The following is a 22,507-nucleotide window of genomic DNA, read 5'->3' as shown; positions in this document are numbered from 1 at the left end:
TAACCCTGCCGGGTGTCGGTGCGGTAACGGTCATTGGCGCAGGTGAAGGGCGTATCCACCCACCCACGCTAACATGGCCGCCACGAGGAAACCATTGCCCTCAGGTCAGCCTGAAAAACATAAGGAAGTTTTTTGGGGGCTGCCTTTTTTCAAACAGCTTCACCAAAAACTTCCTCATGATCCGCACGATGTCACTTTGCCCAGTGCTGCAGCAATCACCGGCCAGTGGCCATTGCGCGCCGCAGCAGCGACGTAGCCATCGGGCCGCACCAGCCAGATACCGTTTTCATCCGGTGGCGGGCATATATCGGGGGCCAGCAACGGTGCATGGTCCGCGATCATGGCCCGCGCTGCGGCACAGTCCCGGGCCGCAAGGACAAAGCGGGGGCCGCCGCCATCACACTGTCCTGAAACCAGTCTCTGCCCCGGTGCGGGGCCACGCAGCCCACGGGCCGAACCCGTGTTGAGCGGGCTGTCAGGATAGCCGACCCTGATCCCGGACATCCTGTCGGCCATGGCGCGCCGGATGGCCGGGATGCCGAAACCCAGCCGTACGATAAGGTTGCGTACCCGCTGCGCCAGATGATTTTCCAGCAGGACAATCCGGGTCATGCGGCCGGAATCCGACAGTATCTGCCGCGCAACGCCGCTGCGTTCGGCGCCGTAGCTATCCAGCAGGGACGGCCCGGCATCCCCCCGCACGACAAGCGCCAGCTTCCACGCCAGGTTGAAGGCATCCTGCATGCCCGTATTCATGCCCTGGCCCCCGGCGGGACTATGCACATGCGCCGCATCCCCGGCCAGAAACACATGGCCCCTGCGGTAATCCCGCACCATGCGTTCATTGACCCCGAAATCCGACAGCCACGCCGGGTCGGACAGGGTGATCCCGCCCGGTCCGCGCCGGTCGACAATCCGCTGCATTTCCCCCAGATCCGGCATGTGCAGGGGGGCCGCACCAAGATCGGCAATGATACGATGGCGGTCGCGCGATATCGGAAAGAACATGACAGCCCCATCGGGGTGCCAGAAAATCGCCGGTTCATCAGGCGGGATGGCCAGGCCCGCCACACGCACATCGGCAATGACAAAACCCGTGGTGAGCGTATCCCCCGCAAAAACCTGACCCAGCGTGCGGCGGACAAAGGAATGCGCGCCATCGCAACCGACCAGCCACGCCGCATCAAGCATTTCCGTCCTGCCCCCGGCATGGGTCAGGGTGCACGAAACGCCATCAGGCCCGTCCACGAAATCCGTCAGTTCGACCCCCCGTTCGACCATGCCGCCAAAAGTGCCCAGATGCGCTTCCAGCAGCCGCTCGGTTTCCGATTGCGGGATCATCAGCAGGTAATTGAAGGGGGAGGCGATCGTCCCGAACGGTATCCGGGCCAGCGTCCTGCGGCCTGCATGGATACTGACGGCCTGCGCATGCAGCCCGGTGGCCACGAACGCCCCAGCACAACCCGCCGCGTCAAGCAGTTCAAGCGTCCGGGGCCAGATGGCCAGCGCACGGGACTGGATGGTGCGCACCGGCAGCCTGTCAATAACCCTGACAGGCGTGCCATACCGGGCCAGTCCAGCGGCCATGGTCAGGCCGACAGGTCCCGCACCGACAACAAGAACGGGCTTCGACATGGTTTCCATCCGAAGGCAAAGGCATTGTCCGGACCTGTGGACAACGGCCATCGCGTGAACGCCGGAAGGATGCGAAGTGTTCCAGCGCGTTCCGTTTCTGTCAGGGTGACAGGCGGTTCTGGGGGGGTGGACCGACCGCTTTGGAGCAGCGAATAGTTTTTTCTGCCGTTCGTTTAGCTAATTAGCGAATATGTTCCCAACATTATTTATCACGATGTGATTTTTCGATAATAAAACGTTCCCGATACAGATAATGAGCGGTTTCACAGACCTTCGAGACATAATATGCATTGAAGCCGCCGCCAGCTACAGAACCAATCACAGGAACAACTTGTGCCAATTTTGCTTTTGTTAGACGAATGCCAAGTGATTTGGCAATTTCTTGCACCATTTTAACAAAGACACTTTTTTCGAGTTCCTTCCAAGTGGTTTTCTTAGCGATGTCTCCGGAAAGCTTCGTAAGTTGCGCCATTGCTGCAGCCTTGGCAGCATCCGTAGGGCTTGAGGAGAGGCCAAGTATATTCAGAGCGTAAATTCTCTCTTTTTGATTATTCACATCGAAGCCGTAATACGTTGCATACTCACCAACGGCCCTTAAGCATCCAATCATGAGAGCGGGAACATCGACGATGAGGCCAACAGCGCCCACCGCCCCAGTCGCAGCCCCTTCCGCAAACAGCATACTTTTGTATTTTGCTGCGAGCCATCCAACTGTCAAATCAATCTCTTCTAGATCCAATTTATTAATGTCGCATAACTCCAGGACATCATAACCATCGCCACGGAATTCCTTGAAGATTGCAGCGGCGTCAACACTCCACTGTGCCGCGTCATTTGCAAGCTCAAGAACGCCAATCATGGATTTTTTGACAATGTCCCCAATCAAAGGAGTGCTCATGACTGCATCACCAGCAAAATCAATTGGCTTATTTACAAAGCTTATAGCAGTGCTATACCATGATTTTTTTGGGTTTTTCCATAACTCTATTTCAAGGAGAGCATTTTTTTCGTAAATAGATAACGTCATAATTTTATAATTCCAGTGCAAATGAGGTTTCGAAAAACTTATTAGGTATGGGTGCTCACACAGTGTAACAATATGTCATTCTAATAACCATATGGATATGCCTAAAGAAAGCTTCTTGTCCCATGCTAAAATTTCGCTTTGCGGCCAAAGATGTGAGGTGCCTTTCTTTTTACTGACCGGCGCTGTGCTTGGAACGTCTGCTTTTCGAAAAGCCGCAAACGGCTCCGTTTGTCCCACATGAGGCGGAAGCAGAAAGACTGCTTGCAACAGCAAGACGGACATGGGCCATGGGTGCCCGGCAGGTTGCGCGCACGACGCTGTCCCGCCCCGTTTGTCACGGTCCATCCACCCCGTCCCCCAACGGTGCCAGCGCATTGCGTGGGGGGCGAACTGGTGCTTAACCTGCGGCATGATACGCATTCCCACCGGTACCCGCCGCGCGTCGGCACGCAGCACATGCCGTTCCATCCACACGGTCCATGCCGCGCGCGGCGGGGGCGTGCTGGCGCTTGTGCTGCTGGCGGGGTGCGCGGGGCCGGTTACGGTGCGGCATGTGTCGCTGGTCCACAGCTATCGTGACACCACGCGCACGGCCATGCAGGGCGGCAGGCCGGGCGATGAGACGATGATCGTGCTGCGCCGCCACGGGCTGCTGCCCGCATGGCGCAGCAATCCGGACCGCGCCATCGCCACCCTGCGCACGCAGGTGGCCGGCCGTGATGACGGGGGCGACGTGCTGTTCGCCCTGGCCGAACTGAGTTACCGGCAGGGCCTGCGCCACCACCATGCGCAGGATTTCCTGGCCGCCGCGGTCTATGCCTATGCCTTCCTGCAGCCGGGGCAGGCGGGTGGTCCCAGCCCGTATGACGGGCGTTTCAGGCAGGCGTGCGACCTGTACAACCTCGGGCTGGCCGCGGCCTTTCCCGCCCCGGTCAACATCACGGCCCAGACCCGCGCGCTGCCGTCTGGCGATATTGCCCTGAGCGCCGACCCCGCGCAGCTGCGCTGGCACGGGCGCCTGCTGGAACGGCTGCAGCCCACGGCCACGCTGGGGGTTGGCGGCATACCCAATGTCTATCGCTCCCCCGGACTGGGCGAGGCCCTGACCGCGCTGGCCCGTCCCGACCCCGCATTTGCACCACAGCCCGCGCCATCCGCCCCGCATGAGGCCAAGCACCTGATCCAGCCGTCTGCCGTGGCGGACCTGACCGGCCCCGCGCATGATGACGCCCTGCGCGCCGTGCCCACGCCACCCGCGCCACAGGGGGGCGGCAACCTGGCCAGTGGCGACCCCACCGGCAGCGGCAGTGACACCACCAATGACGGCAGCTTCAGCGTATCGGACAAGCTGCGCGTGCCCGCCAGCCTGCTGCTGGAAATCGACAACCCGCGCGCGCAGGTGCTGGGCACGCACCTGACCGGGCGGCTGGTGCTGCGGGTGATGGATGAAAGCCCGGACGCCACCATCGGCCACGCCCGCGTGCCCGCCGAATATGACCAGACCGCCGCCCGCGCGCTCAGCCTGGTGGATGCCGCGCTGTGGACCAAGGAATATCGCGGTTTCTTTGACGGCACGACCTATGACGGCACGCGCCCGCGCCTGATCGCCATGACGCCGCACCGGCGCGGCAACATGCCGGTCGTGTTCATACACGGCACCGCGTCCAGCCCGTACCGCTGGGCCGTGATGGTCAATGACCTGCTGGAAGACCGGCGCATCCGCGACCATTTCGATTTCTGGTTCTTCTCCTACGCCACATCCAACCCCATCCCGTATTCGGCATGGCAGCTGCGGCATGCGATCACGCAGGCGGTGGACAGCCTGGGCGGGGTGAAGGCGGACCCGGCGCTGGGGCATATCACGCTGGTGGGGCACAGCCAGGGCGGGCTGCTGGCGCGCATGCTGGTCATCAACCCCGGGGACCGGCTGTGGGATGGCACGGCAGGGCGGCCGCTTTCATCGTTCCACCTGAACGACAGCACGCGCGACCTGGTGCGTGAGACGATGTTCCCCACCGCCATGCCCGAAATCCAGCGCGTGGTGTTCATTTCCACCCCGCAGCACGGCAGCTACCTTGCGGCCATGTCCATCGCGCGTCTTGTCGGCAGCATGGTCAGCCTGCCGGTGCGCGTGACAGAAACCGCGCGCGACATCCTGACCGGGGCGGGGGACAGCACGCACCTGAACAACCGCGTGCTGCGTCTGGGCAGTGTGTACGCCATGTCACCGCACAGCGCGTTCATGCGCACGCTGCCCACCATTCCCATGGCCCCCGACGTGCAGGCGCATTCCATCATTCCCGTCTGTGGCAACCCGCGCGACCTGACCCATGCCGATGACGGGGTGGTGTCGTATGAAAGCGCGCATATCCCCGATGTGCAGTCCGAACTGGTGGTGCGCAATTCCGAACATTCGACCCAGTCCAATCCCGCCACCATTGCCGAGGTCCAGCGCATCCTGCTGCTGCAACTGGCCCAGAACCCGCCACGGAACATGACGCCGGCGCCCCGTCCCGTGCCGCGGCGCGTGGTAGCGCGGGCGGGGCGGCCATGACGGCCACGCGCGGGCAGGACGCAGGCCCCACAGGGACATCAGGCGGGACACCCGGCCATACCGGCAGGCGGCACGGGTGGCGCAGGGTGCGGCGATGGGGTGCGCGCGCGGTACAGGGGGCGGGCGTGCTGCTGGGTGCGGGGGCGGTGTATTATTCCACCATCCTGCCCGATGCGCTGCGGCTGGGGCTGTCGGTGGCGTTTCCCGCCATCATGGCCGGCGCGCGCTGGCTGCGCCCGGCGGGGCTGGCCTTTCCGGTGCGCGTGGTGACGGTGACGGCGCTGGCAATCTGGTATGTCACCGACCCGCCGCGCAATGACCGGGTCTGGGCGGGTGAATACGCCGTGCCGGCCGATGCATGGCGGGTGGGGGATATGGTGCATGTCCATAACGTGCGCAATTTCCGCTACCGTACCGAAACCGACTATATCCCGGCATGGTATGACGCGACGTATGACCTGCGGCGGCTGGACCGGGTGGACCTTGTGACCTCCTACTGGGCGGGGGAGGCAATCGCGCATGTGTTCCTCAGCTTCGGGTTTTCCGATGGCCAGCACCTTGCGATTTCCATCGAGACCCGGCGACAGGCCCGGTTTCCCTATTCCACCATTGCCGGGTTCTTTCATCATTACGAACTGTTCTATGTCACCGCTGATGAACGCGACCTGATTGGCGTGCGCACCGACATCCGGCGCGAACGGGTCTATATGTACCGGCTGGATATCGCGCCCGAAGTGCGCGAACACCTGTTCCTCAGCTACGTGGGCGCGATCCATGACATCATTTCCCGCCCCGTGTGGTACAACACCCTGACCGACAACTGCACCACCGGCATACTGGCGCGCGCGGGCGCGCGGCTGCGGTACCGGTTTGACTGGCGCGTGATCCTCAGCGGGCATACAGCCGACATGGCGTATGACATGGGCCTGCTGGGGCCGTATGACCCCAAACGCTATCCCGGCTATGACGCACTGCATGCCGCAAGCCGCATCCACCGTGCGCCCAGCGCTGTGATCGGCCCCGATTATTCCACCGCCATCCGCGCGGCCCTGCCACCGCCAGAGGGGCCGCAGCCCTGACCAACAGGACAGGGCCGATGCACGGCATGGACCGTGTGCCCCATGGCCGCGCATGTTGCATCCCGGCCCGTTACTGACGGGCACGGTCCCCGTTCCCGGCGCAGAAACATAAGCTGTCCCGGCTTTTCGCATTACGGAACCATAAAACGCCCGCACGCCCGGGGCCTGCATCCTGCCGGTCACCGGCATGCCGTGACGGGTGGGCAGGGATGCGTACGCGGCATTTTGGACACACATGTTCAAATTAATGCCGCAAAATGGGAAAACCCATCCGCCGCTTATGGACTAAATGGTCATAAAAATGCCAAACAGATTTATTCGTTACGGTTCATAATTCGGAGCACCCGGTGGATTTCCTGATCAAGGTGAAAAATTGCTATCGTGAACTTGGCCATATGTTCGGCCCGGACTTCGTGGGAAAAAGCTTCGCCATAGCATTTGTGCTCGAAGGCCTGATGATTACCTTCCTCACGCAGCCAAGCCGGCCGTCGCATCCATTCATGACGGTCATGACCATTGCAATGTACACGCTCTCTTCCCTGCTGTTCCCGTTTACCAGGGCGGGATGGGAAGCATTCAAGGACCTGTTCGCAAGCGATACTATCCTGGTCATACCCTCGATTATCTGGATGATACTGGCGTTCCTTGTCAGCGCCATTCTGTGGCAGGGGTCCATATTCCTGGGGCCGATTGCGATATGGTACCTGTTTGGCAGGCGCCAGTATTGAAATCTGAATGATATTTTAAATAGACATACCCGGAGACAAATAATGATCCACGCCAAACTGGACGGTGATATTGCATACCGTACCAGATCAAAACTCATGATCATGGTCATTACGTTTCATTACCTGGTCGCCTGGCCCGTACTGTCCATAATCATGATGATAATGCGGGTGCAGCAGCCTGTCGCCCATGCCTTCATGCTGGTCTCGGCGTCCTATATTGGCTTTGGCCTGCTGCGGGGCCTGATTATCCGCAGGCCCTTCATCAACGACCGGATACAGACCGCACGCCAGGACAGGTACTTCAATACCCTGCTTGACGAACGCCTGCAGCCACTGATGAAACACCCGATCATCACCGCTGACTGCACCCTGACCGATAATTACCCCAATGTGCTGCTGTTTGACGGCCATGAAGTCATGATCATGCAAAAGGGGGATTATGTCATCGCGCGGCCTGATGAAATTGCAGGTGTGCTGTTCAATGTTCCCGAAAGTGAACAACAGCAGAGGTATGAATTATGGGATGGCGGGATAATCGGCACGATAACCGCGCGCGAAACCGCATCGTCCAGCATCCGCAACTGGCGCAAGAGCCGCGAGGCCGGCATCACGTTTGAAATGAACGATCCCGCCCATACGCAGATATTCTATTGCACCGGGCTGGGTGAGGGGGCGGTGAAAACCTGCAGGAAATGGGATGAACTGCTGAAAAAGGCGGGTGCATGCCCGTAATGTGGACAGGGTTGCGCGTACGGGTTGCACGCAGGCGGTGACAGGCCCATCATCCACGCCAAAATGAACCTGTGGAGACGTGTCATGCCAACCCTGTTCACCCCGCTTAAGGTCGGTGCGCTGACCCTGCCCAACCGCATTGTCATGGCGCCGCTGACGCGCCTGCGTGCCAGCGACGGGCACATTCCCAACGACCTGATGGCCGAATACTATGCCCAGCGCGCGCTGGCGGGGCTGATCATATCGGAAGCAACGCCGGTCACACCACAGGGCATCGGGTATGAAGGCGTGCCCGGCATCTGGACGGACGGGCAGGCGGAAGGGTGGAAAAAGGTGACATCTGCCGTGCATGCGGTGGGCGGGCGCATTTTCATGCAGTTGTGGCATGTGGGCCGGATTTCGGACCCGTATTTCCTGAACGGGAATGCCCCGGTCGCCCCCAGCGCGATTGCGGCGAAGGGGCATGTCAGCCTGTTGCGCCCCATGCGCGATTACGTCACCCCGCGCGCCCTGCGCACGGATGAGATATCGGGCATTGTGGACGCCTTCCGCCGCGGCGCGGAACTGGCGAAGGTGGCCGGGTTTGACGGGGTGGAGATCCACGGCGCGAATGGCTACCTGCTGGACCAGTTCCTGCAGGATTCCACCAACCACCGCACCGACCGGTATGGCGGGCCGATCGAAAACCGCGCGCGGCTGATGCTGGAAGTCACCGACGCCGCCATTGCCGTGTGGGGCAAGGACAGGGTGGGGATGCACCTGTCACCGCGCTGCGACCTGCATGACATGGGGGATTCCAACCCCGCCGCGACGTTTGGTTATGTCGCGACCGAACTGGGGCGGCGCGGCATCGCCTTCATCTGCGCGCGTGAAGCCGAGGGGCCGGACAGCCTTGGCCCGCAGTTGAAAAAGCAGTTTGGCGGCGTGTATATCGCCAATGAGAAGTTTACCGGCGCCAGCGCCGAAAAAGCCGTCGAGACCGGGCGTGCCGATGCCGTGGCCTTTGGCCAGGCCTTCATTGCCAACCCCGACCTGCCCGAACGCCTGCGCGCGGGCGTGGAACTGACACCGCCCGACCCGTCCACGTTCTACACCCATGGGCCGGAAGGTTATATCGACTATCCCACCATGGGGGCGGCGGGGGACTGACATTGCCGGCCTGATGGATAAGAACAGAAGTCTGCGGGTGTCGCCTTTTTTCAAAAAGGCGGCGTCTCCTGAAGCTTCGTGAAAGAAGCCTCATCAAAAACTTCCTTATGAATCCGCACAACAGCCCGGCATCCCTTCGATCACACGCCTTTGCGCCCAACACCATCATGTGAGGGACCGCTTTTGCGATTGCATGCCATTCCGCCGGTTCTGCATCATGTCCACCTGTCCGCAGCAGGGAATGGCACGCGTAATGGATATGAACCGGTTCACGCAGTCTGTCCTTGTCACGGCGGGATTATGCGCCAGCATCCCCGCCCATGCGCAGGGGCATGTGGTCACGACGCCCAAGCTGGACTGGATGACCGCGGTGCATCTGGCGATCGAGGCCGTGGATGCGTGCGCGAAGCAGGGATATTCCGTAACCGCCACCGTGGTGGACACGACGGGCCACCAGCAGGCCGTCATCAAGGGTGACAGCGTGCCGCTGCAGTCGCTGTCGGTGTCCTATCGCAAGGCCTATACGGCCTATTCCTATGGCATGGCGTTCAACATGGACACCACCAGCGCACTGATCGCGGCCAAGGTGACGGGACCGCCCAACGGGGCGCTGAACACCATTCCCGAAGTGCTGTTCGTGCCCGGTGGGGTCACGCTGCGCCGGGTATCGGACCGGGCCGTGCTGGGCGGTATTGGCGTATCCGGCGCGCCGGGCGGGGAAAAGGACGAAGCCTGCGCACAGGCTGCCGTGACGAAATACCGCGCGGATTTCCAGTAACGCACCCCATCGCCGGGCCACATGCGACCGCCGTGGCGTGATACCCGTACCGGGCTGTCAGCACAGGACGGGACGGCTGCCGGACTGCCCGTTACGGCAATGCGGGGGCCTTACACCCCTTCACGATGCCCGTCATCTTCTGGTGGGGGCAGGCGGGCGGGGACGGGCAGTGTGATGAACTGCCGGATGGCGGCGCGGCCGATGCGGTTGGTTTTCAGGCCGTCGAATGTGCCGCCAATCACGCCGCCCAGCACGGGCACGGCCGCGGCCGTGCCACCGGCCAGGCCGCGTGCGGCGATGGCATGCAGGGCGTGGCGGGCAAGGTGTTTCTTGGCCTCGACCGCGACGCGGTTGCCGATATTGTTCACGGCGGTGGACCCGGCAATGGACAGGCCGATATTCTTGGCCATTTCCTCCAGCCCCACTTCGGTCAGGCAGGACAGGCACGCGGCCTTCACGTCCGCATCACGGATGTCATGCCCGCCCATGACGGCAATGGCCGTAATCATGCGGACCTGCACATACAGCACGCCCGCGACATTGGCGGGCAGGGCGAGGGGCAGCGTGGCAAGGCCGCCCAGCCCGCTTATGAATCCCGCCGTCGCGGCCTTGGCGTTCTGCCGGCGGATCAGCGCGCGCGCCGCCCGCAGCGCATCGCCACCGTTGCGGGCCAGGCAGGCGCGGGCCATGTCTTCCGCCGACCCGGCCTTTCCCACGCCCGCGACGGATGCCTGATAGGCCCAGTCAATGAAACGGGCAAGGGAGGGATCAGGACTGTCATGCAAACCGGCCATCCGGCTTCCATATGGAAACATGGCCGGAAAATAAATGGTTTTATGCGACATGCCCGTATGCAACGCCTCGGCAGGTCATAAAGCCATTTCATGTCACATGGATAAAAGGTGAAAGTTTCCGGGTACCGTTTTTTCACGAAGGCGGCGTTCCCGGCAGCTTCCTGAAAAAAAGCTTCACCGGAAACTGTTCCTGACCATCCTGCCGGTCAGCCGGCCTTTGCATCGGGCTGGGTATTGATTTCGCCCACGCCATCCGGCTCGGACGTGTGTTCGGGCAGGCGGTCGGACAGCAGGGCGCGGGGGCGGCCGATCCACATGCTGTCGCGCATGTGGTCGCGGCGCGGGTTGGTGGTGCCGGGATGGATCAGGATGCTCAGGCCATTATGGTTCAGCATCAGCCACGGCACCAGTGCCGCAAACAGGTCCGTGGCAAAGGCCACCTGGTACATGGGCGCGACATGCGGGCCGACCGCGACTTCATGCCACCGCCCCAGCCGGACGGCAAAGCGGGCGGCAATCTGTTCACGCACGCGGGCCGCCATGTCGCGCGTGGCCGCGTCGTCAAAATAGATATGGGCGTGATAGCAGGCGATTTCATCCAGCGTGCGGGGGGCGGTCGTCTGGTCGGTCATGGGGAACGCGCTTTCTGTGCGATTGGGCCGTGGGGCGATTGGGCCGTGGGGCGATCTAGCCGTGGGCGGCAGGGGTGGCGGGCAGGGTGATGCGCGTTTCGGTGCGCATGCGGGGCTTGACGGTGTGCAGCATGGTGGACATGCCCCACTGGCGGCCGTCGAACGTGCCGGTACTGTCCAGCATGGTCAGGGTGTTGCCGGTAAAGACCATCTGCGTATCAAACGTCATGGGGTGGGTCTGGCCGCGCATGGTCAGGCGGCCAACCATGCGTGACTGGACCTGCCCCTTCACCACGCGGGGGCTGCAGTCGCCCACGTAACGGGTGGTGGGGAAGCGGTCACTGTCCAGCATGTTGCCCGATTTCGCGGCCTTGCGTTCCACCACGGTGTCCATGTGCACGCTGGTTGCATCCATGCTCAGGTCAACATGGCAGGTCTGGCGCGACAGGTCGTAATCCAGCGTGCCCGACACGCGGGCAAACTGCCCGTCCATCGCGCCCACCACGCTGTCGGCATGCAGCAGCACGGTGGTGTTGGCGGGGGTCAGGGCCAGATGCTGGCTTTCCGCCCGGGCGGAATGGGCCGAAAGCGTGACCATGCACAGCACGGCCATCGCGGGCAGGCGGGAACGGGCGGGAATGGATATCATGTCAGTCATGACAGACATAACGCCGGTCATGGCATGGGGTTGTAATGCAGGGGATATGCGGGCAGCAGGCATGAAGCATCCGGGCAGCGGTGACGGGCGCAGGATGTGTGCCTAGGGGGTGAATGCGGCGTCAGTAGGGCAGGGGACGGGCCATTCCGCCGGACCCTGTCCCGTCATGTAGTATGGGTGGGCGGCACAACGGGACAGGATGCCGGACCATGACGGTAGGTGATGCCGAATGGGTTTTTACTTCTTGCAGTTCTTGTCGAATTCGTTGTGCAGGTCTTCCTCGTTTATCTTGATTTCGCCGCGATAGACCGTCTGGGGTTTCAGGTCCACGCGCGCGCCGCCAATCATGACGGTGGTGTCGGTATTGATTTTCCATTCGCCGCTGGGCTGTTTGCTCACGGCCTTGCAGAAGTCATTTGCGCCCTGTGCCATGGCCGGGGTGGCAACGGCCAGCGCCGCCAGCGTCGCGAGTACTGAAGCAGACTTGAACATGTGTTGCGTTCCTTCCTTTTTCCCCGGCGTCATGCGCCGGGCCGGGAAACAGGACGCCCTGAATGCGGCAACCATTTGGCAACAAAAAGTTACAATTGAGCGGTTTCAGCCCGCCAGCCCCTATTTCCACACCCACTTGCCCACCACCCGGCCGTTTATCACCAGGTCGGAGGCATCGACCTCATCAACAGGATAGGTCGGGTTAACGCTGATGATGCGGATGCGTGGCGGGCGGGAATTGGGGACCAGCATCAGCTGCTTTATCACCACCCCCATGCCGTTCCACAGCACGTACACCCCGTCGGGCGAGGGGATGCGGTGGCCGGTATCGACCAGCACGCGGTCACCTGCGGCAAATTCCGGCTCCATCGAATTGCCCGCCACCCGGATGATGGCAAGCCCGCCGGTATCGGGCAGGTAGTTGCGGATGAAATCACGCGGGATGCGCCATGAATCCAGCGTCGGGTGTCCCTCCCCATCGCCACAGGCGGTATGGTCCACGATCGCGCCCGCACCGGCCTGGGGCGAGATATCGTATTCATGCACCGTTATCGCCCCGTCATCGGTCTGCAGGGGCATGGCGGCGCGTTCGGCGCGGCTTATGCTTTCGTTCAGGTCGGTCGCCCCCGGCACGATACCGGACAGGGCCCAGACCTCGCTCGCGGCAATGGGGGGATCGCCCCGGTCGGTCAGCAGCGGCACCAGCTTGCGCACAAGCTCGACCGGGATGTACTCTTTTTTCAGCTTGTTTTCATAAAAGGCATAGCTGGAAAACCTGTCCCCGAATCCCACGTCACGCGCCAGCGCGCGCACGGTATAGCCCGCGCGTTCACGTAGCGCCTTCAGCCGCGCGGCGGCAGGCCCCGGGTTGCCGCCCGCCCCCCCGCGCAGCAGGTCGCTGGCGGTGCAGCCCAGCACGGCCGCGACCTTTTCCAGCCGGTCGCCGCCGGGATTGCGCGACTTTCCGCGCAGGATGTCGTGCACGTACGTTTCGTTCAGGCCCGCCAGCTCGGCAAGGCGTTTTTTGTTGAGGTTCAGCAGCGCCATGCGGCGCTCGATCTCGGCGGCGGCGGGGGAGCGTGTATCCATAATGGGAACTGTCCCATAATCCGCCCGCCCTGTGTAGAGGGGATATGTCCCATTATTCCTTGACGGAGTGGGATATGTCCCATAAAACCCGCCCATGACCGACATGATCCCGCCCGACCTGTACCGCGTGGCCCGCATGGGGTGGCATGTGCTGCCCGTGCATGCGGCCTCACGCGCCGCGTGTTTCCGTGGCGCGGTGGACCACGCCAGCTGTGACACCGGCACCATCGCGCGCTGGGCCGCGCGCTGGCCCGGATGCGGGTGGCGGGTGGTATGCGGGCCGTCACGCCTGTTCGCGCTGGATGTGGACCGCCCCGGCACCCATGCCGCCGACGGGGTGGCGGCATTGGCCGCCCTTGTCCGCCGCCATGGTCCGCTGCCGCCACGCCCCATGACGCGCACCGGCGGGTCAGGCGGGGCGGTCCTGTTCTTCCGCCACGATGGCGAACCCCTGCGCGGGCAGGCGGGCTGCCCGGCCCCCGGCCTGGACCCGCACCGGGGGCGGCAGGCGGTCACCATCCCGCCGGGCACGCATCCGGCCACGGGCGGGGCGTACACATGGCGCGTGCCGCCGTGGCAGGTCGCGCCGCCACCCATCCCGCACTGGCTGGCAACCCTGCTGGCCCCCGCGCCACAGCCTGTACCCCCACGCCGCATGGACCGCGACCGCGCGCCGGGCGTGCTGCTGCGCGCGCTGCATGCCGTATGCGACGCGCCGCCGGGCATGGCCAACACCACGCTCAACGCCCGCGCCTATGCGCTGGGGCGGTGGTGCGGGGCAGGCATGATGGACATGGCGCAGGCACGTGATACATTGCTGCATGCGGCACAGCGCCGCCGCATCCCGCTGAACGAGGCCCGCGCCACCATCCGTTCGGGCCTGAATGCGGGGCTGCGCAACCCGCGTCCCGTGCGTAGAGCACTACCTTGACATGGTAGGGGTCACACCTGCCGGGGCGCACGCGCCCGGCCATTTCGCATGGATGGACCTGCTGGCCCGCGGGGTGGGGGGCCGGATCGTGCCATCGCTCAGCAACTGCCTTGTGCTGCTGGGACATGACGCGCGGCTGCGCGGCCTGCTGGCGTGGGATGAATTCAGCTGTCGCCATATCATCACCCGCGCCCCGCCACAGCCCTATGACGGCGCGCCGGCGGCACCCGGACCCTATCCCCGCCCCATGGAGGACATGGACGCCGCCCTGATCCAGGCGTACCTGCAACGCGCCTATGACCTGCCGGTCAGCCGCACGGTGGGCGAGCAGTCCTGCCGCACCGCCGCCATGATGCGCCGCACGCACCCCGTGCGCGAATGGCTGGACGGATTACGGTGGGATGGCACGCCGCGCCTTGGCACATGGCTGCGTCATGCGCTGGGCTGTGCGGATGATGCGTACCATGCCGCCGTGGGCGCGCGCTTCCTGTGCGCCGCCATACGCCGGGTGCGCAGCCCGGGGTGCAAGTTCGATTACGTGCCGGTGCTGGAGGGACGGCAGGGCATGGGCAAGAGCCGCCTGCTGGCCGCCCTGTTCGGCACCGCATGGTTCAAGGACGACCTGCCGCGCGACCTGGGGGAAAAGGACGCGGCCCAGGGACTGCTGGGGGTATGGGGCGTGGAAATGGCCGAACTGCAGGCGCTGGGCCGCAGCAGCGCGCGCGACGCCAAGGCGTTTTTCAGCCGCCAGCATGACCGCTACCGCCCCACCTATGCCGCGCTGAAGGTCACGCGCCCGCGTCAGTGCGTCTTTGCCGGCACCACCAACGAGGAGGAATACCTGACCGACCCCACCGGCAACCGCCGCTACTGGCCCGTCACCTGCGAGCATGCCGACGTGGCATGGGTCGAAAAATGGCGCGCGCAACTATGGGCGGAAGCCGACCATGTCGAGGCCACGGCCCCCATGCCCCTGTGGCTGGAAAACGGCCATGTCGGCGCCATCGTGCAGCAGGCGCAGGACAGCCGCATGCATGAAGACGCCTGGCGCGACCCCGTTGCCGCATGGCTGGGCATGGGGGGACAGACGCAGGTGCGCATGGCGGATGTGCTGCACCTTGCACTCGGCCTGCCGCGCGACCGTCAGGACCGCATGGCGCAGAAACGCGTGGCCACCATCCTGCGCGGCCTTGGCTGGAACCGCCGCAGGCTGCGCTGCGCCACGTCTGGCCCGCAATGGGTGTGGGTCGCACCGGTCGGGGAATGATGGAAAGACGCCGCTTTTGTGAAAAAAGGCGGCAGCCGGGAAATTCTATCAATCGGAGCCAGTGCAATCGGGGCCGATGCATGACCGGGCCACGCCACAGCCGCACCATGCCCCCCGAAAGATAGAAGTTTTTTGCAAAAAGCTTCGAAACAGGCGCTCCCCGGCAAAAGGGGAGACGCCTTCAGGCCGGTTATTCCGCCCCGCCGGTCGTGGCCTTCAGTGGAATGGACCCGTCGCGGTTATACACGACCCTGCCACCCACCATGGTCAGCAGCACCTTCGTGTTGGCGATGTCCGCCGCCGGGACCTGCATCACGTTGCGGTCCAGCACGATCAGGTCCGCCAGCTTGCCGCGTTCCAGCGATCCCGTCAGCGTGTCCGAACGCAGTTCCCAGGACGAATTCATGGTGATCGCGCGCAGCACCGCGGGCCGGGGCAGGCCGGGCGCACCACCCAGCGGGTGTGCATATTTCTCGCCCGCTTCGGGGGCGTTGGTGCGGGTGACACCCACCTTCAGCGCGAACCATTCGTTCAGGCGGTCCACCGGCCAGTCGGAACCATAGGCAATCCGCGCCCCGGCCCTGTACAGCGGCCATGCCGGTTCCATTGCCTTCGCCCGTTCGGGACCGAGGAAGTCGCGACCGGCATCCACCGTGTCCGGGCCTTCCTTTTCCCACTGGAACGACAGCACGGGCACCGCGCCCAGCGGTTTGTAACGCGGCACGTCGGCAGGGGAGACCAGTTCATCATGCGCGATGGCGGGGCGGAAATCGGCATGCGGCAGGTGGTCGCGCACGTACTGCACGCCATCCAGCGCAATATGCACCGCCCCGTCGCCATCAGCATGCATGTGCGGGTCAAATCCCGCCTGCACCACGCCGAGCAGCAGCGGGCCAAGGACAGCGGGCGGGAAATAGGGATCAGGCCCCAGCGACGTGCCGGGCACCCAGTTGGGCGCATCCTTCGTGCCGGTATTGATGTAATAGGGCTGCAGCACGCGGCCGGTCAGTTCGGGGGCTGCGATCACCCCATCCATGAAAAACTTGACGTTGCGCACGGTCATGCCGGGTGCCACGCCAATCGGCCCCTGGTCATATTTCGCGGCGATGGCTTTCAGCCGCTGCACGTTGCCCGCGACATCGGTGCCCGTGGCCGGTTCCACCAGCGGGGCGAAATGGGCGCGGGCCGTAAGCTCACCACTTTTCTGCAGCGCGGCATAGCTGGACAGGTCGGCATCCAGCGCCCATGCGTCAAGGAAGCCGGTAATCCCCTGTTCACGCATGGCCGCCAGTGACGCACGGGCGGCCTGCACGTTTTCATCCGCGCTCAGCGGCGGGTCCACGCGTTCGACCAGATCCTGCGCCACGTCCTCCAGCACGCCGGTGGGCTGGCCTTTGGCGTCATGCACGATCTCGCCCCCCGCGGGCGCTTTTGTCGCCGCCGTGATGCCCGCCATGCGCAGCGCCGCCGAATTGACCAGCGTGGTATGGCCAAAGGTGGACCGCACCACGATGGGACGGCGGGCGTCGATGCGGTCAAGATCTTCCTTCGTCAGGCGCACGCCCGCGGGCTTCATGGCCTCCTGAAACCAGCCACGGACCACCAGCGTGCCATTGGGGCGGCGCAGGGCGGGATTGGCGGTGCAGGCGCGCACGCGCTGGCTGAATTCATCATGCGTCAGGGCCTGATAGTCCAGCGAGCAGCCCATCAGGCTCTTGCCCCCCTCCAGCGGGTGCATGTGCCCGTCCACCAGCCCCGGCATCATCATCCGCCCGCCAAGGTCCACGCGCTGCGTGGCGGGGCCGACATAGCGCCCGGCCTTCGCATTGCTGCCGATATAGGCAATGTGCCCGTCCTTTACCGCCAGGGCCTGGTACACATGGTCCTTTTTATCAACGCTGTAGATGTAGCCGTTGGTAAAGACGACATCGGCCGGCACGGTCTTCGCCATGGCGGGTGAGACGCATGAAAGCAGGGCGGCCATGCAGGCGGCATGGTGATGCGGCAGTCCCATGAAACAGGATCCCCATAAACATTACGGACCGACAATAGACGGCGCTTTCGGGCCGCTGTCAAACGGGGGCAGGCAAATGCCCGGCCACGGGTGTGTACCGCCTTATGTCGCCCCGGCATGCGCCAGATAAAACAGGCGGGTGTACCCCTGTTCCCTCTGTACCCCTTAACTTGCAAACTTTCCATGGCGGTCCTTGATCCATGCTCCGTGACTGAAATTGTTTTTCAAGGGGTACGGAGGGAACAGGGGTACACCCCGAACAGAAAGCGCGGAAAACCAGGGGGTGCAGCGTGCCGTGCCTGTACCCCTTGGCCCCGGCGGCAAGGGGTACGCCCCGGCGTGCCGCCTGCATGGCGGGCATGTAGTATGAAAATATCATACAGATTGCACTGGAAACGCCATGTCCGTACCCCTTGTCCGTACCCCTGACGCCCCGGATGGGGAACGCCGCCGGGTGGCCGCCATGCTGCGTGCCGACCGTCGCGCGCGCCTGGCCGCCCGTGACATCGCCATGGGGCTGAAACCCGACATGGGGGCCGATGGTCCCGCCGCCCGCGCCCGCGTGGTGGTGGAAGACCGCATCGTACTGACCCCGCGCAGCGTGCAGCAGACCGTGCGCCGGGTGCGTGACGCCTGCATGCTGGACCGCCTGTTCCACCGTGCCAATGCCGCCCTGACCGCCGAGCAGCATGCGGCGGGGCTGCGGTTTCGCGCCGTGTGGCTGCGGGCCACGCGCGGCGGGCGGCTGGTGCAGCGCTACATCCCCCATACCGGCGCGGGCTGCGGCACGCTGGAGGATACGGAGGCCGGCGTGCAGGCCCGACGCGCCCTTGACCGCGCCCTGTCGCTGCTGACCCCGGCCCGTGGCCGCGTGGTGTGCGCGGTATGCGGCATGGACGAAGCCCCCGGCACGCGCATCCGCACGCTGCTCAGGGCGCTGGATATCCTGCATGAGCGGTGGTGAGGGAAGCTGAGATCGTATTGTCCGCTCACGTGCCCATGCCACATCATGATCATGGCACGCAGCGAATACCGTGTGGTATGGGTGGGGGATGAACAGATCCGGTCTTGTCCTTGCCCTGCTGTCCGCCGTGCTGTTTGGCGCCAGCACGCCATTTGCCAAGCTGCTGCTGGGTGGCATGTCGCCACAGATGGCGGCGGGGCTGTTGTACCTTGGCTCCGGCCTCGGGCTGGCGCTGGTGCTTGGCGCGCGGGCGGCGCTGCGCCTGCCCAGCCATGACGAGGCCGCGCTGACGCGCGCCGACCTGCCGTGCCTGCTGGGGGTGATTGCCACCGGCGGCGTGGCCGGGCCGCTGCTGCTGATGATCGGTCTGGCGCGCAGTGACGCGGCCAGTGCGTCACTGCTGCTGAATATGGAAAGCATCGCGACCCTGCTGATCGCGTGGGTGGTGTTCCGGGAAAACGTGGACCGCAGGCTGCTGTTTGGCGCGGCGTGCATCGTGGCGGGGGCGGGCGTGCTGTCATGGCAGGGGCATGCGGCGTTTGCACCCGGGGCGCTGTACATCATCGCCGCGTGCGTGTGCTGGGGCATTGACAACAACCTCAGCGGTCAGTTGTCGGCAGCCGACCCGGTGCGCATCGCCATGATAAAGGGCGTTGTGGCGGGGGCCGTCAACCTGTGCGTGGCGCTGGTGGCGCAGCATGCCAGCCTGCCGGGCGCAGGCGTCGTTGCGGCGGCGGGGGGCGTGGGCTTCCTGGGCTACGGGGTCAGCCTGGTGGCGTTCATGCTGGGGCTGCGCCACCTTGGGGCGGCGCGCACGGGGGCGTATTTTGCGCTGGCCCCGTTTATCGGGGCGGTGGTGTCGGTGGCCCTGTTCCATGCACATGACATCGGGCGGCTGGCCGTGGCAGGGGCGTTCATGGCGGTGGGGCTGTGGCTGCACCTGAGCGAACGCCACGACCACGAACATGTGCATGAGGAAATGGAACACACCCACCGCCACGTGCATGACGAACACCACCAGCACGAACACGGCCCCGATGACCCGGTGGGCGAACCCCACACCCACCGCCATGTGCATAAAAGGCTGGTGCACAGCCACCCGCATTATCCCGACCTGCACCATCGCCATGTCCATGGCCCGGACGGACACACGCATGCGGCCTGACCCCCGGGTTCAGGACGCACCGCGCGGGGGTAGGGGATACACCCTGCCGCGGCATGGATTACGCACATGGATGTATGGGCGCACCAGTCTTGCAGCTTTGTGATCGGGTTTTCGACCAGCTGCGCTTTTCATGAAGGTACCGGTTGTATGGCGGCCCTGGTTTTCGGCTGTGAAAGATCGGTTGTCTCATGCTGACCGGGGCATGTGGGCGGTAGCGTTTCGATTGTGGATGTCACTGGGGGACCGTCTGCCGCGGGATGGGCGTCGGACGCCTGCTGCCCGGGACAGCTTCAGATTCCGCCGGAACTGCCATGGCCACCCTCCTGATCGCCTTTATGCCGCATCCGGCATGAAAGGCTGCGCAAGGACACCATCCATTGCGCAGGCGGCAAGATTTGTGTTGCGTCGGGCGGCGGGCATGATACCCATTGCGAAGCAGCAATAAATCAGGACCTTACATCATGCGCATGGCCGGCCTACAGACAGCGGGAACCCCGGGGGATATCGACGCCAACCTGCGAGAGCTTGACGCCGCCATGGCGCGCGCGGCCGGGCAGGGGGTGGACCTGCTGGTCACGCCGGAACTGTTCGTGACCGGCTACGACATTGGTGACAGCCTGCATGACCTGGCGCGCTTCGACGCGGTGGGGGCCGTGCGCAACATCGCAATGGCGCGCGGGGTGGCGGTCATGGTGGGGTATGCCGAACACACGCCCGACGGGCTGTACAACAGCGCCATGCTGCTGGACCGCAATGGCGCGCAGGTGCTGCATGTGCGTAAGCTGCACCTGTTTGGCGACATGGAACGCGCGTTCTTCCTGCCCGGCGCGCAGCCTTCCGCCGTCGTATCCTTTGGCGGGGTGCGCGTGGCGGGCATGATCTGTTATGATGTGGAGTTTCCCGAATACGTCCGCCACGTGGCGCAGGCAGGGTGCGAGGCGCTGCTGGTGCCCACCGCGCTGATGGAGCCATACCTGTTTTCCGCCCGCGAACTGGTGCGCACGCGGGCGTGGGAAAACCAGATCTACCTGGCCTACATCAACCATACCGGGCGCGAGCGCGACACGGTTTACGTGGGCAACAGCCGCATCATCGCGCCCGATGCCACGGTGCTGGCGCAGGCAGGGCTGGAAGAGGCGCTGCTGGTGGCTGATATCGAACCCGGGCTGGTTGCGCGCGCGCAGCGTGAAAACCCCTTCCTGGCCGACCGCAGGCTGGACCTGTACCGTGGCATGGGCCTGACGGCATGAGCGCGCGGGCAGGCGCCACCACGGCCGCCGGTGGTGGGGTGGGGCGGCTGTCGGGCAACCTGGGTGTTGCAGAAATCATCTTCATGGTCATTGCCGCGGCCGCCCCGCTTACGGTCATAAGCGGCAACGTGCCGCTGGCGATCACGCAGGGCAACGGCGCGCTTGCATGGACCGGGTTTGTCGCGGCGGCGGTGGTGTTGCTGCTGTTCTCGGTCGGGTTTGTCGCCATGACCGAATACATGACCGAAGCGGGGGCGTTCTTTACCTATATCCGTGCGGGGCTGGGCGCGCGGTGCGGGCGGGCGGGGGCGTTCCTGGCGCTGCTGACCTATACCGCCATACAGCTTGGGGTTTACGGGTTTTTCGGCTGGTCCATGGATGACGCGGTGCGGCAGTGGGGTGGCCCCGCCCTGCCGTGGTGGCTGTATGCGGCGGGCGTGCTGGCGGCGGTGGCGGTAATGGGCTACCGGCATATCGACCTGAGTTCGCGCGTGCTGGGCGTGGCGCTGGTGCTGGAAATCGGGGTGGTGGTGGTCATGAACGCCACGATCCTGTGGCACCCCATGCCGGTCGCCCCCGTGCCCGATACAGGGCAGGCGGGGCCGTTCGCGGTGGCGCTGCTGTTTGCCATTACCGGGTTCATCGGGTTCGAGGCCACGGCCATTTTCCGTGACGAAGCCCGCGACCCGCAGCGCACCATTCCACGCGCGACCTATGGCGCGGTGGTCATTATCGGCCTGTTCTACGCCATATCGTGCTGGTGCGTGATCCATGCATGGGGGGCGGACAGCATTACCGGGGTCACGCGCGGGTTTCTGGACCACGGGCGCAACATCGTGCTGGAAACGGCGGGACGGTATGCGGGCCGGATGATGCAGCAGGCCATGCAGGTGCTGCTGCTGACCAGCCTGTTCGCGTGCCTGCTGTCGTTCCACAACATCATCGCGCGCTACCAGCTTGCGCTGGGGCGCGAGGGGATCATGCCCGCCTTTCTGGCGCACACGCATGACCGCCATGCCTCGCCGCACGTGGCGTCCGTGGTGCAGACGGGCACGGCGTGCATGCTGCTGGTGGCCGCGGCCCTGTCGGGGGTGGACCCGCTGGTGGATATTTTCGGGTCGATGGCCGGGATTTCGACCATTGGCATTGTCGTGCTGATGATCCTGACATCGGCCGCCGTGGTGGCGTTCTTTGCCCGCCGGCGTGACCTGTCGCGCGGGCGGCCGTTCAGCGCGGTGGTCATTCCGTGTATTGCGGCCGTGGCGCTGTGCGCGGTGCTGTCTGTCATTCTGGTCAATTTCACCCGTATTACGGGCCTGACCGACCGGACCAGCCTGATGCTGGCGGTGCTGCCGTTTGCGGTGACGGGGCTTGGGTTCTGCGTGGGGCGGACGGCAACAGCAGATTAACGTTTCTGGCGAAGCTTTTTTCAAAAAGCTCTGGAAAAATAGATCTTTATGAAAAAGGCAGATATTCCGGAGCCTGAACCAGCCTGACCCCACCCATGGTAACGAACCGGCAGGCGCGCACCTTTGGCGCGCCGGATTGACACGGCCATCCCCCACCACC

Annotated in this window: 21 protein-coding genes; 12 read left to right on the top strand and 9 right to left on the bottom strand. The window is 64.2% G+C overall.

Going from position 1 to position 22,507, the window contains the following annotated elements; genetic code table 11:
- Window positions 1-174: 174 nt before the first annotated feature.
- The 3 genes from AC1RQ9_RS13130 to AC1RQ9_RS13120 all read right to left on the bottom strand — a co-directional run bounded on the left by AC1RQ9_RS13130 (window position 175) and on the right by AC1RQ9_RS13120 (window position 2,944).
- Window positions 175-1,635: an FAD-dependent monooxygenase gene (locus tag AC1RQ9_RS13130; protein WP_485987322.1), complete on the bottom strand. Its 1,461-nt coding sequence runs from the start codon at window positions 1,633-1,635 to the stop codon at window positions 175-177.
- Window positions 1,636-1,837: 202 nt separating this feature from the next.
- Window positions 1,838-2,662 carry an EcsC family protein gene (locus tag AC1RQ9_RS13125; protein ID WP_485987321.1) on the bottom strand — a complete coding sequence of 275 codons (825 nt, stop codon included), beginning with the start codon at window positions 2,660-2,662 and terminating at the stop codon, window positions 1,838-1,840.
- A 75-nt stretch (window positions 2,663-2,737) separates the two neighbouring features.
- The gene (locus AC1RQ9_RS13120; RefSeq protein ID WP_485987320.1) at window positions 2,738-2,944 is read right to left on the bottom strand and encodes a hypothetical protein; all 207 of its coding nucleotides are present in this window, start codon (window positions 2,942-2,944) and stop codon (window positions 2,738-2,740) included.
- A 127-nt stretch (window positions 2,945-3,071) separates the two neighbouring features.
- Between AC1RQ9_RS13120 and AC1RQ9_RS13115 the strand changes: the two genes are divergently transcribed.
- From AC1RQ9_RS13115 to AC1RQ9_RS13090, 6 genes are all read left to right on the top strand, one after another.
- The gene (locus AC1RQ9_RS13115; protein ID WP_485987319.1) at window positions 3,072-5,216 is read left to right on the top strand and encodes an esterase/lipase family protein; all 2,145 of its coding nucleotides are present in this window, start codon (window positions 3,072-3,074) and stop codon (window positions 5,214-5,216) included.
- A complete protein-coding gene (locus AC1RQ9_RS13110; protein ID WP_485987318.1) occupies window positions 5,213-6,295 on the top strand; it encodes an Lnb N-terminal periplasmic domain-containing protein in 1,083 nt (360 codons plus the stop codon). Before AC1RQ9_RS13115 ends, AC1RQ9_RS13110 begins: the two co-directional genes overlap by 4 nt.
- A 347-nt stretch (window positions 6,296-6,642) precedes the next feature.
- The gene (locus AC1RQ9_RS13105) at window positions 6,643-7,023 is read left to right on the top strand and encodes a hypothetical protein (RefSeq protein ID WP_485987316.1); all 381 of its coding nucleotides are present in this window, start codon (window positions 6,643-6,645) and stop codon (window positions 7,021-7,023) included.
- Window positions 7,024-7,065: 42 nt separating this feature from the next.
- Window positions 7,066-7,755, top strand: a complete 690-nt coding sequence (locus AC1RQ9_RS13100; protein WP_485987314.1) for a hypothetical protein — start codon at window positions 7,066-7,068, stop codon at window positions 7,753-7,755.
- An 84-nt stretch (window positions 7,756-7,839) separates the two neighbouring features.
- Window positions 7,840-8,904: an alkene reductase gene (locus tag AC1RQ9_RS13095; RefSeq protein WP_485987313.1), complete on the top strand. Its 1,065-nt coding sequence runs from the start codon at window positions 7,840-7,842 to the stop codon at window positions 8,902-8,904.
- 259 nt (window positions 8,905-9,163) lie between these two features.
- Entirely contained in the window at window positions 9,164-9,682 is a 519-nt protein-coding gene (locus tag AC1RQ9_RS13090) for a GlcG/HbpS family heme-binding protein (RefSeq protein ID WP_485987324.1), read from the top strand.
- Between the two features lie 110 nt (window positions 9,683-9,792).
- Here AC1RQ9_RS13090 and AC1RQ9_RS13085 read toward each other — a convergent pair whose 3' ends face one another.
- The 5 genes from AC1RQ9_RS13085 to AC1RQ9_RS13065 form a co-directional block, all read right to left on the bottom strand.
- Window positions 9,793-10,476 (bottom strand): EcsC family protein, encoded by a 684-nt coding sequence (locus tag AC1RQ9_RS13085; protein WP_485987312.1) that lies wholly within the window; start codon window positions 10,474-10,476, stop codon window positions 9,793-9,795.
- 206 nt (window positions 10,477-10,682) lie between these two features.
- Window positions 10,683-11,108 (bottom strand): DOPA 4,5-dioxygenase family protein, encoded by a 426-nt coding sequence (locus AC1RQ9_RS13080; protein ID WP_193731799.1) that lies wholly within the window; start codon window positions 11,106-11,108, stop codon window positions 10,683-10,685.
- A gap of 55 nt (window positions 11,109-11,163) precedes the next feature.
- Window positions 11,164-11,775 (bottom strand): YceI family protein, encoded by a 612-nt coding sequence (locus tag AC1RQ9_RS13075; protein WP_485987310.1) that lies wholly within the window; start codon window positions 11,773-11,775, stop codon window positions 11,164-11,166.
- A 228-nt stretch (window positions 11,776-12,003) separates the two neighbouring features.
- The gene (locus AC1RQ9_RS13070; protein WP_010508445.1) at window positions 12,004-12,258 is read right to left on the bottom strand and encodes a hypothetical protein; all 255 of its coding nucleotides are present in this window, start codon (window positions 12,256-12,258) and stop codon (window positions 12,004-12,006) included.
- Window positions 12,259-12,378: 120 nt separating this feature from the next.
- Window positions 12,379-13,347, bottom strand: a complete 969-nt coding sequence (locus tag AC1RQ9_RS13065) for a S24 family peptidase (protein ID WP_485987309.1) — start codon at window positions 13,345-13,347, stop codon at window positions 12,379-12,381.
- A 94-nt stretch (window positions 13,348-13,441) separates the two neighbouring features.
- Here AC1RQ9_RS13065 and AC1RQ9_RS13060 point away from each other — a divergent pair, with 94 nt between their 5' ends.
- A complete protein-coding gene (locus AC1RQ9_RS13060) occupies window positions 13,442-14,278 on the top strand; it encodes a bifunctional DNA primase/polymerase (protein WP_485987308.1) in 837 nt (278 codons plus the stop codon).
- 1 nt (window position 14,279) lies between these two features.
- The gene (locus AC1RQ9_RS13055; protein WP_485987307.1) at window positions 14,280-15,545 is read left to right on the top strand and encodes a virulence-associated E family protein; all 1,266 of its coding nucleotides are present in this window, start codon (window positions 14,280-14,282) and stop codon (window positions 15,543-15,545) included.
- A 190-nt stretch (window positions 15,546-15,735) separates the two neighbouring features.
- Here the strand turns inward: AC1RQ9_RS13055 and AC1RQ9_RS13050 are convergent, their stop codons facing one another.
- Entirely contained in the window at window positions 15,736-17,559 is a 1,824-nt protein-coding gene (locus tag AC1RQ9_RS13050; RefSeq protein WP_485987305.1) for an amidohydrolase, read from the bottom strand.
- 400 nt (window positions 17,560-17,959) lie between these two features.
- Here AC1RQ9_RS13050 and AC1RQ9_RS13045 point away from each other — a divergent pair, with 400 nt between their 5' ends.
- From AC1RQ9_RS13045 to AC1RQ9_RS13030, 4 genes are all read left to right on the top strand, one after another.
- Window positions 17,960-18,523 carry a hypothetical protein gene (locus tag AC1RQ9_RS13045; protein WP_485987303.1) on the top strand — a complete coding sequence of 188 codons (564 nt, stop codon included), beginning with the start codon at window positions 17,960-17,962 and terminating at the stop codon, window positions 18,521-18,523.
- An 88-nt stretch (window positions 18,524-18,611) separates the two neighbouring features.
- Window positions 18,612-19,688 carry a DMT family transporter gene (locus tag AC1RQ9_RS13040; protein ID WP_485987302.1) on the top strand — a complete coding sequence of 359 codons (1,077 nt, stop codon included), beginning with the start codon at window positions 18,612-18,614 and terminating at the stop codon, window positions 19,686-19,688.
- Between the two features lie 461 nt (window positions 19,689-20,149).
- A complete protein-coding gene (locus AC1RQ9_RS13035; protein ID WP_193731811.1) occupies window positions 20,150-20,938 on the top strand; it encodes a carbon-nitrogen hydrolase family protein in 789 nt (262 codons plus the stop codon).
- The gene (locus AC1RQ9_RS13030; RefSeq protein ID WP_485987301.1) at window positions 20,935-22,347 is read left to right on the top strand and encodes an APC family permease; all 1,413 of its coding nucleotides are present in this window, start codon (window positions 20,935-20,937) and stop codon (window positions 22,345-22,347) included. The genes AC1RQ9_RS13035 and AC1RQ9_RS13030 overlap by 4 nt, the downstream gene beginning before the upstream one ends.
- The last annotated feature ends 160 nt before the right edge of the window (window positions 22,348-22,507 follow it).

This window comes from Komagataeibacter ossonobensis (assembly GCF_057359305.1).
This window is presented reverse-complemented; position numbering and strand designations above follow the sequence as displayed.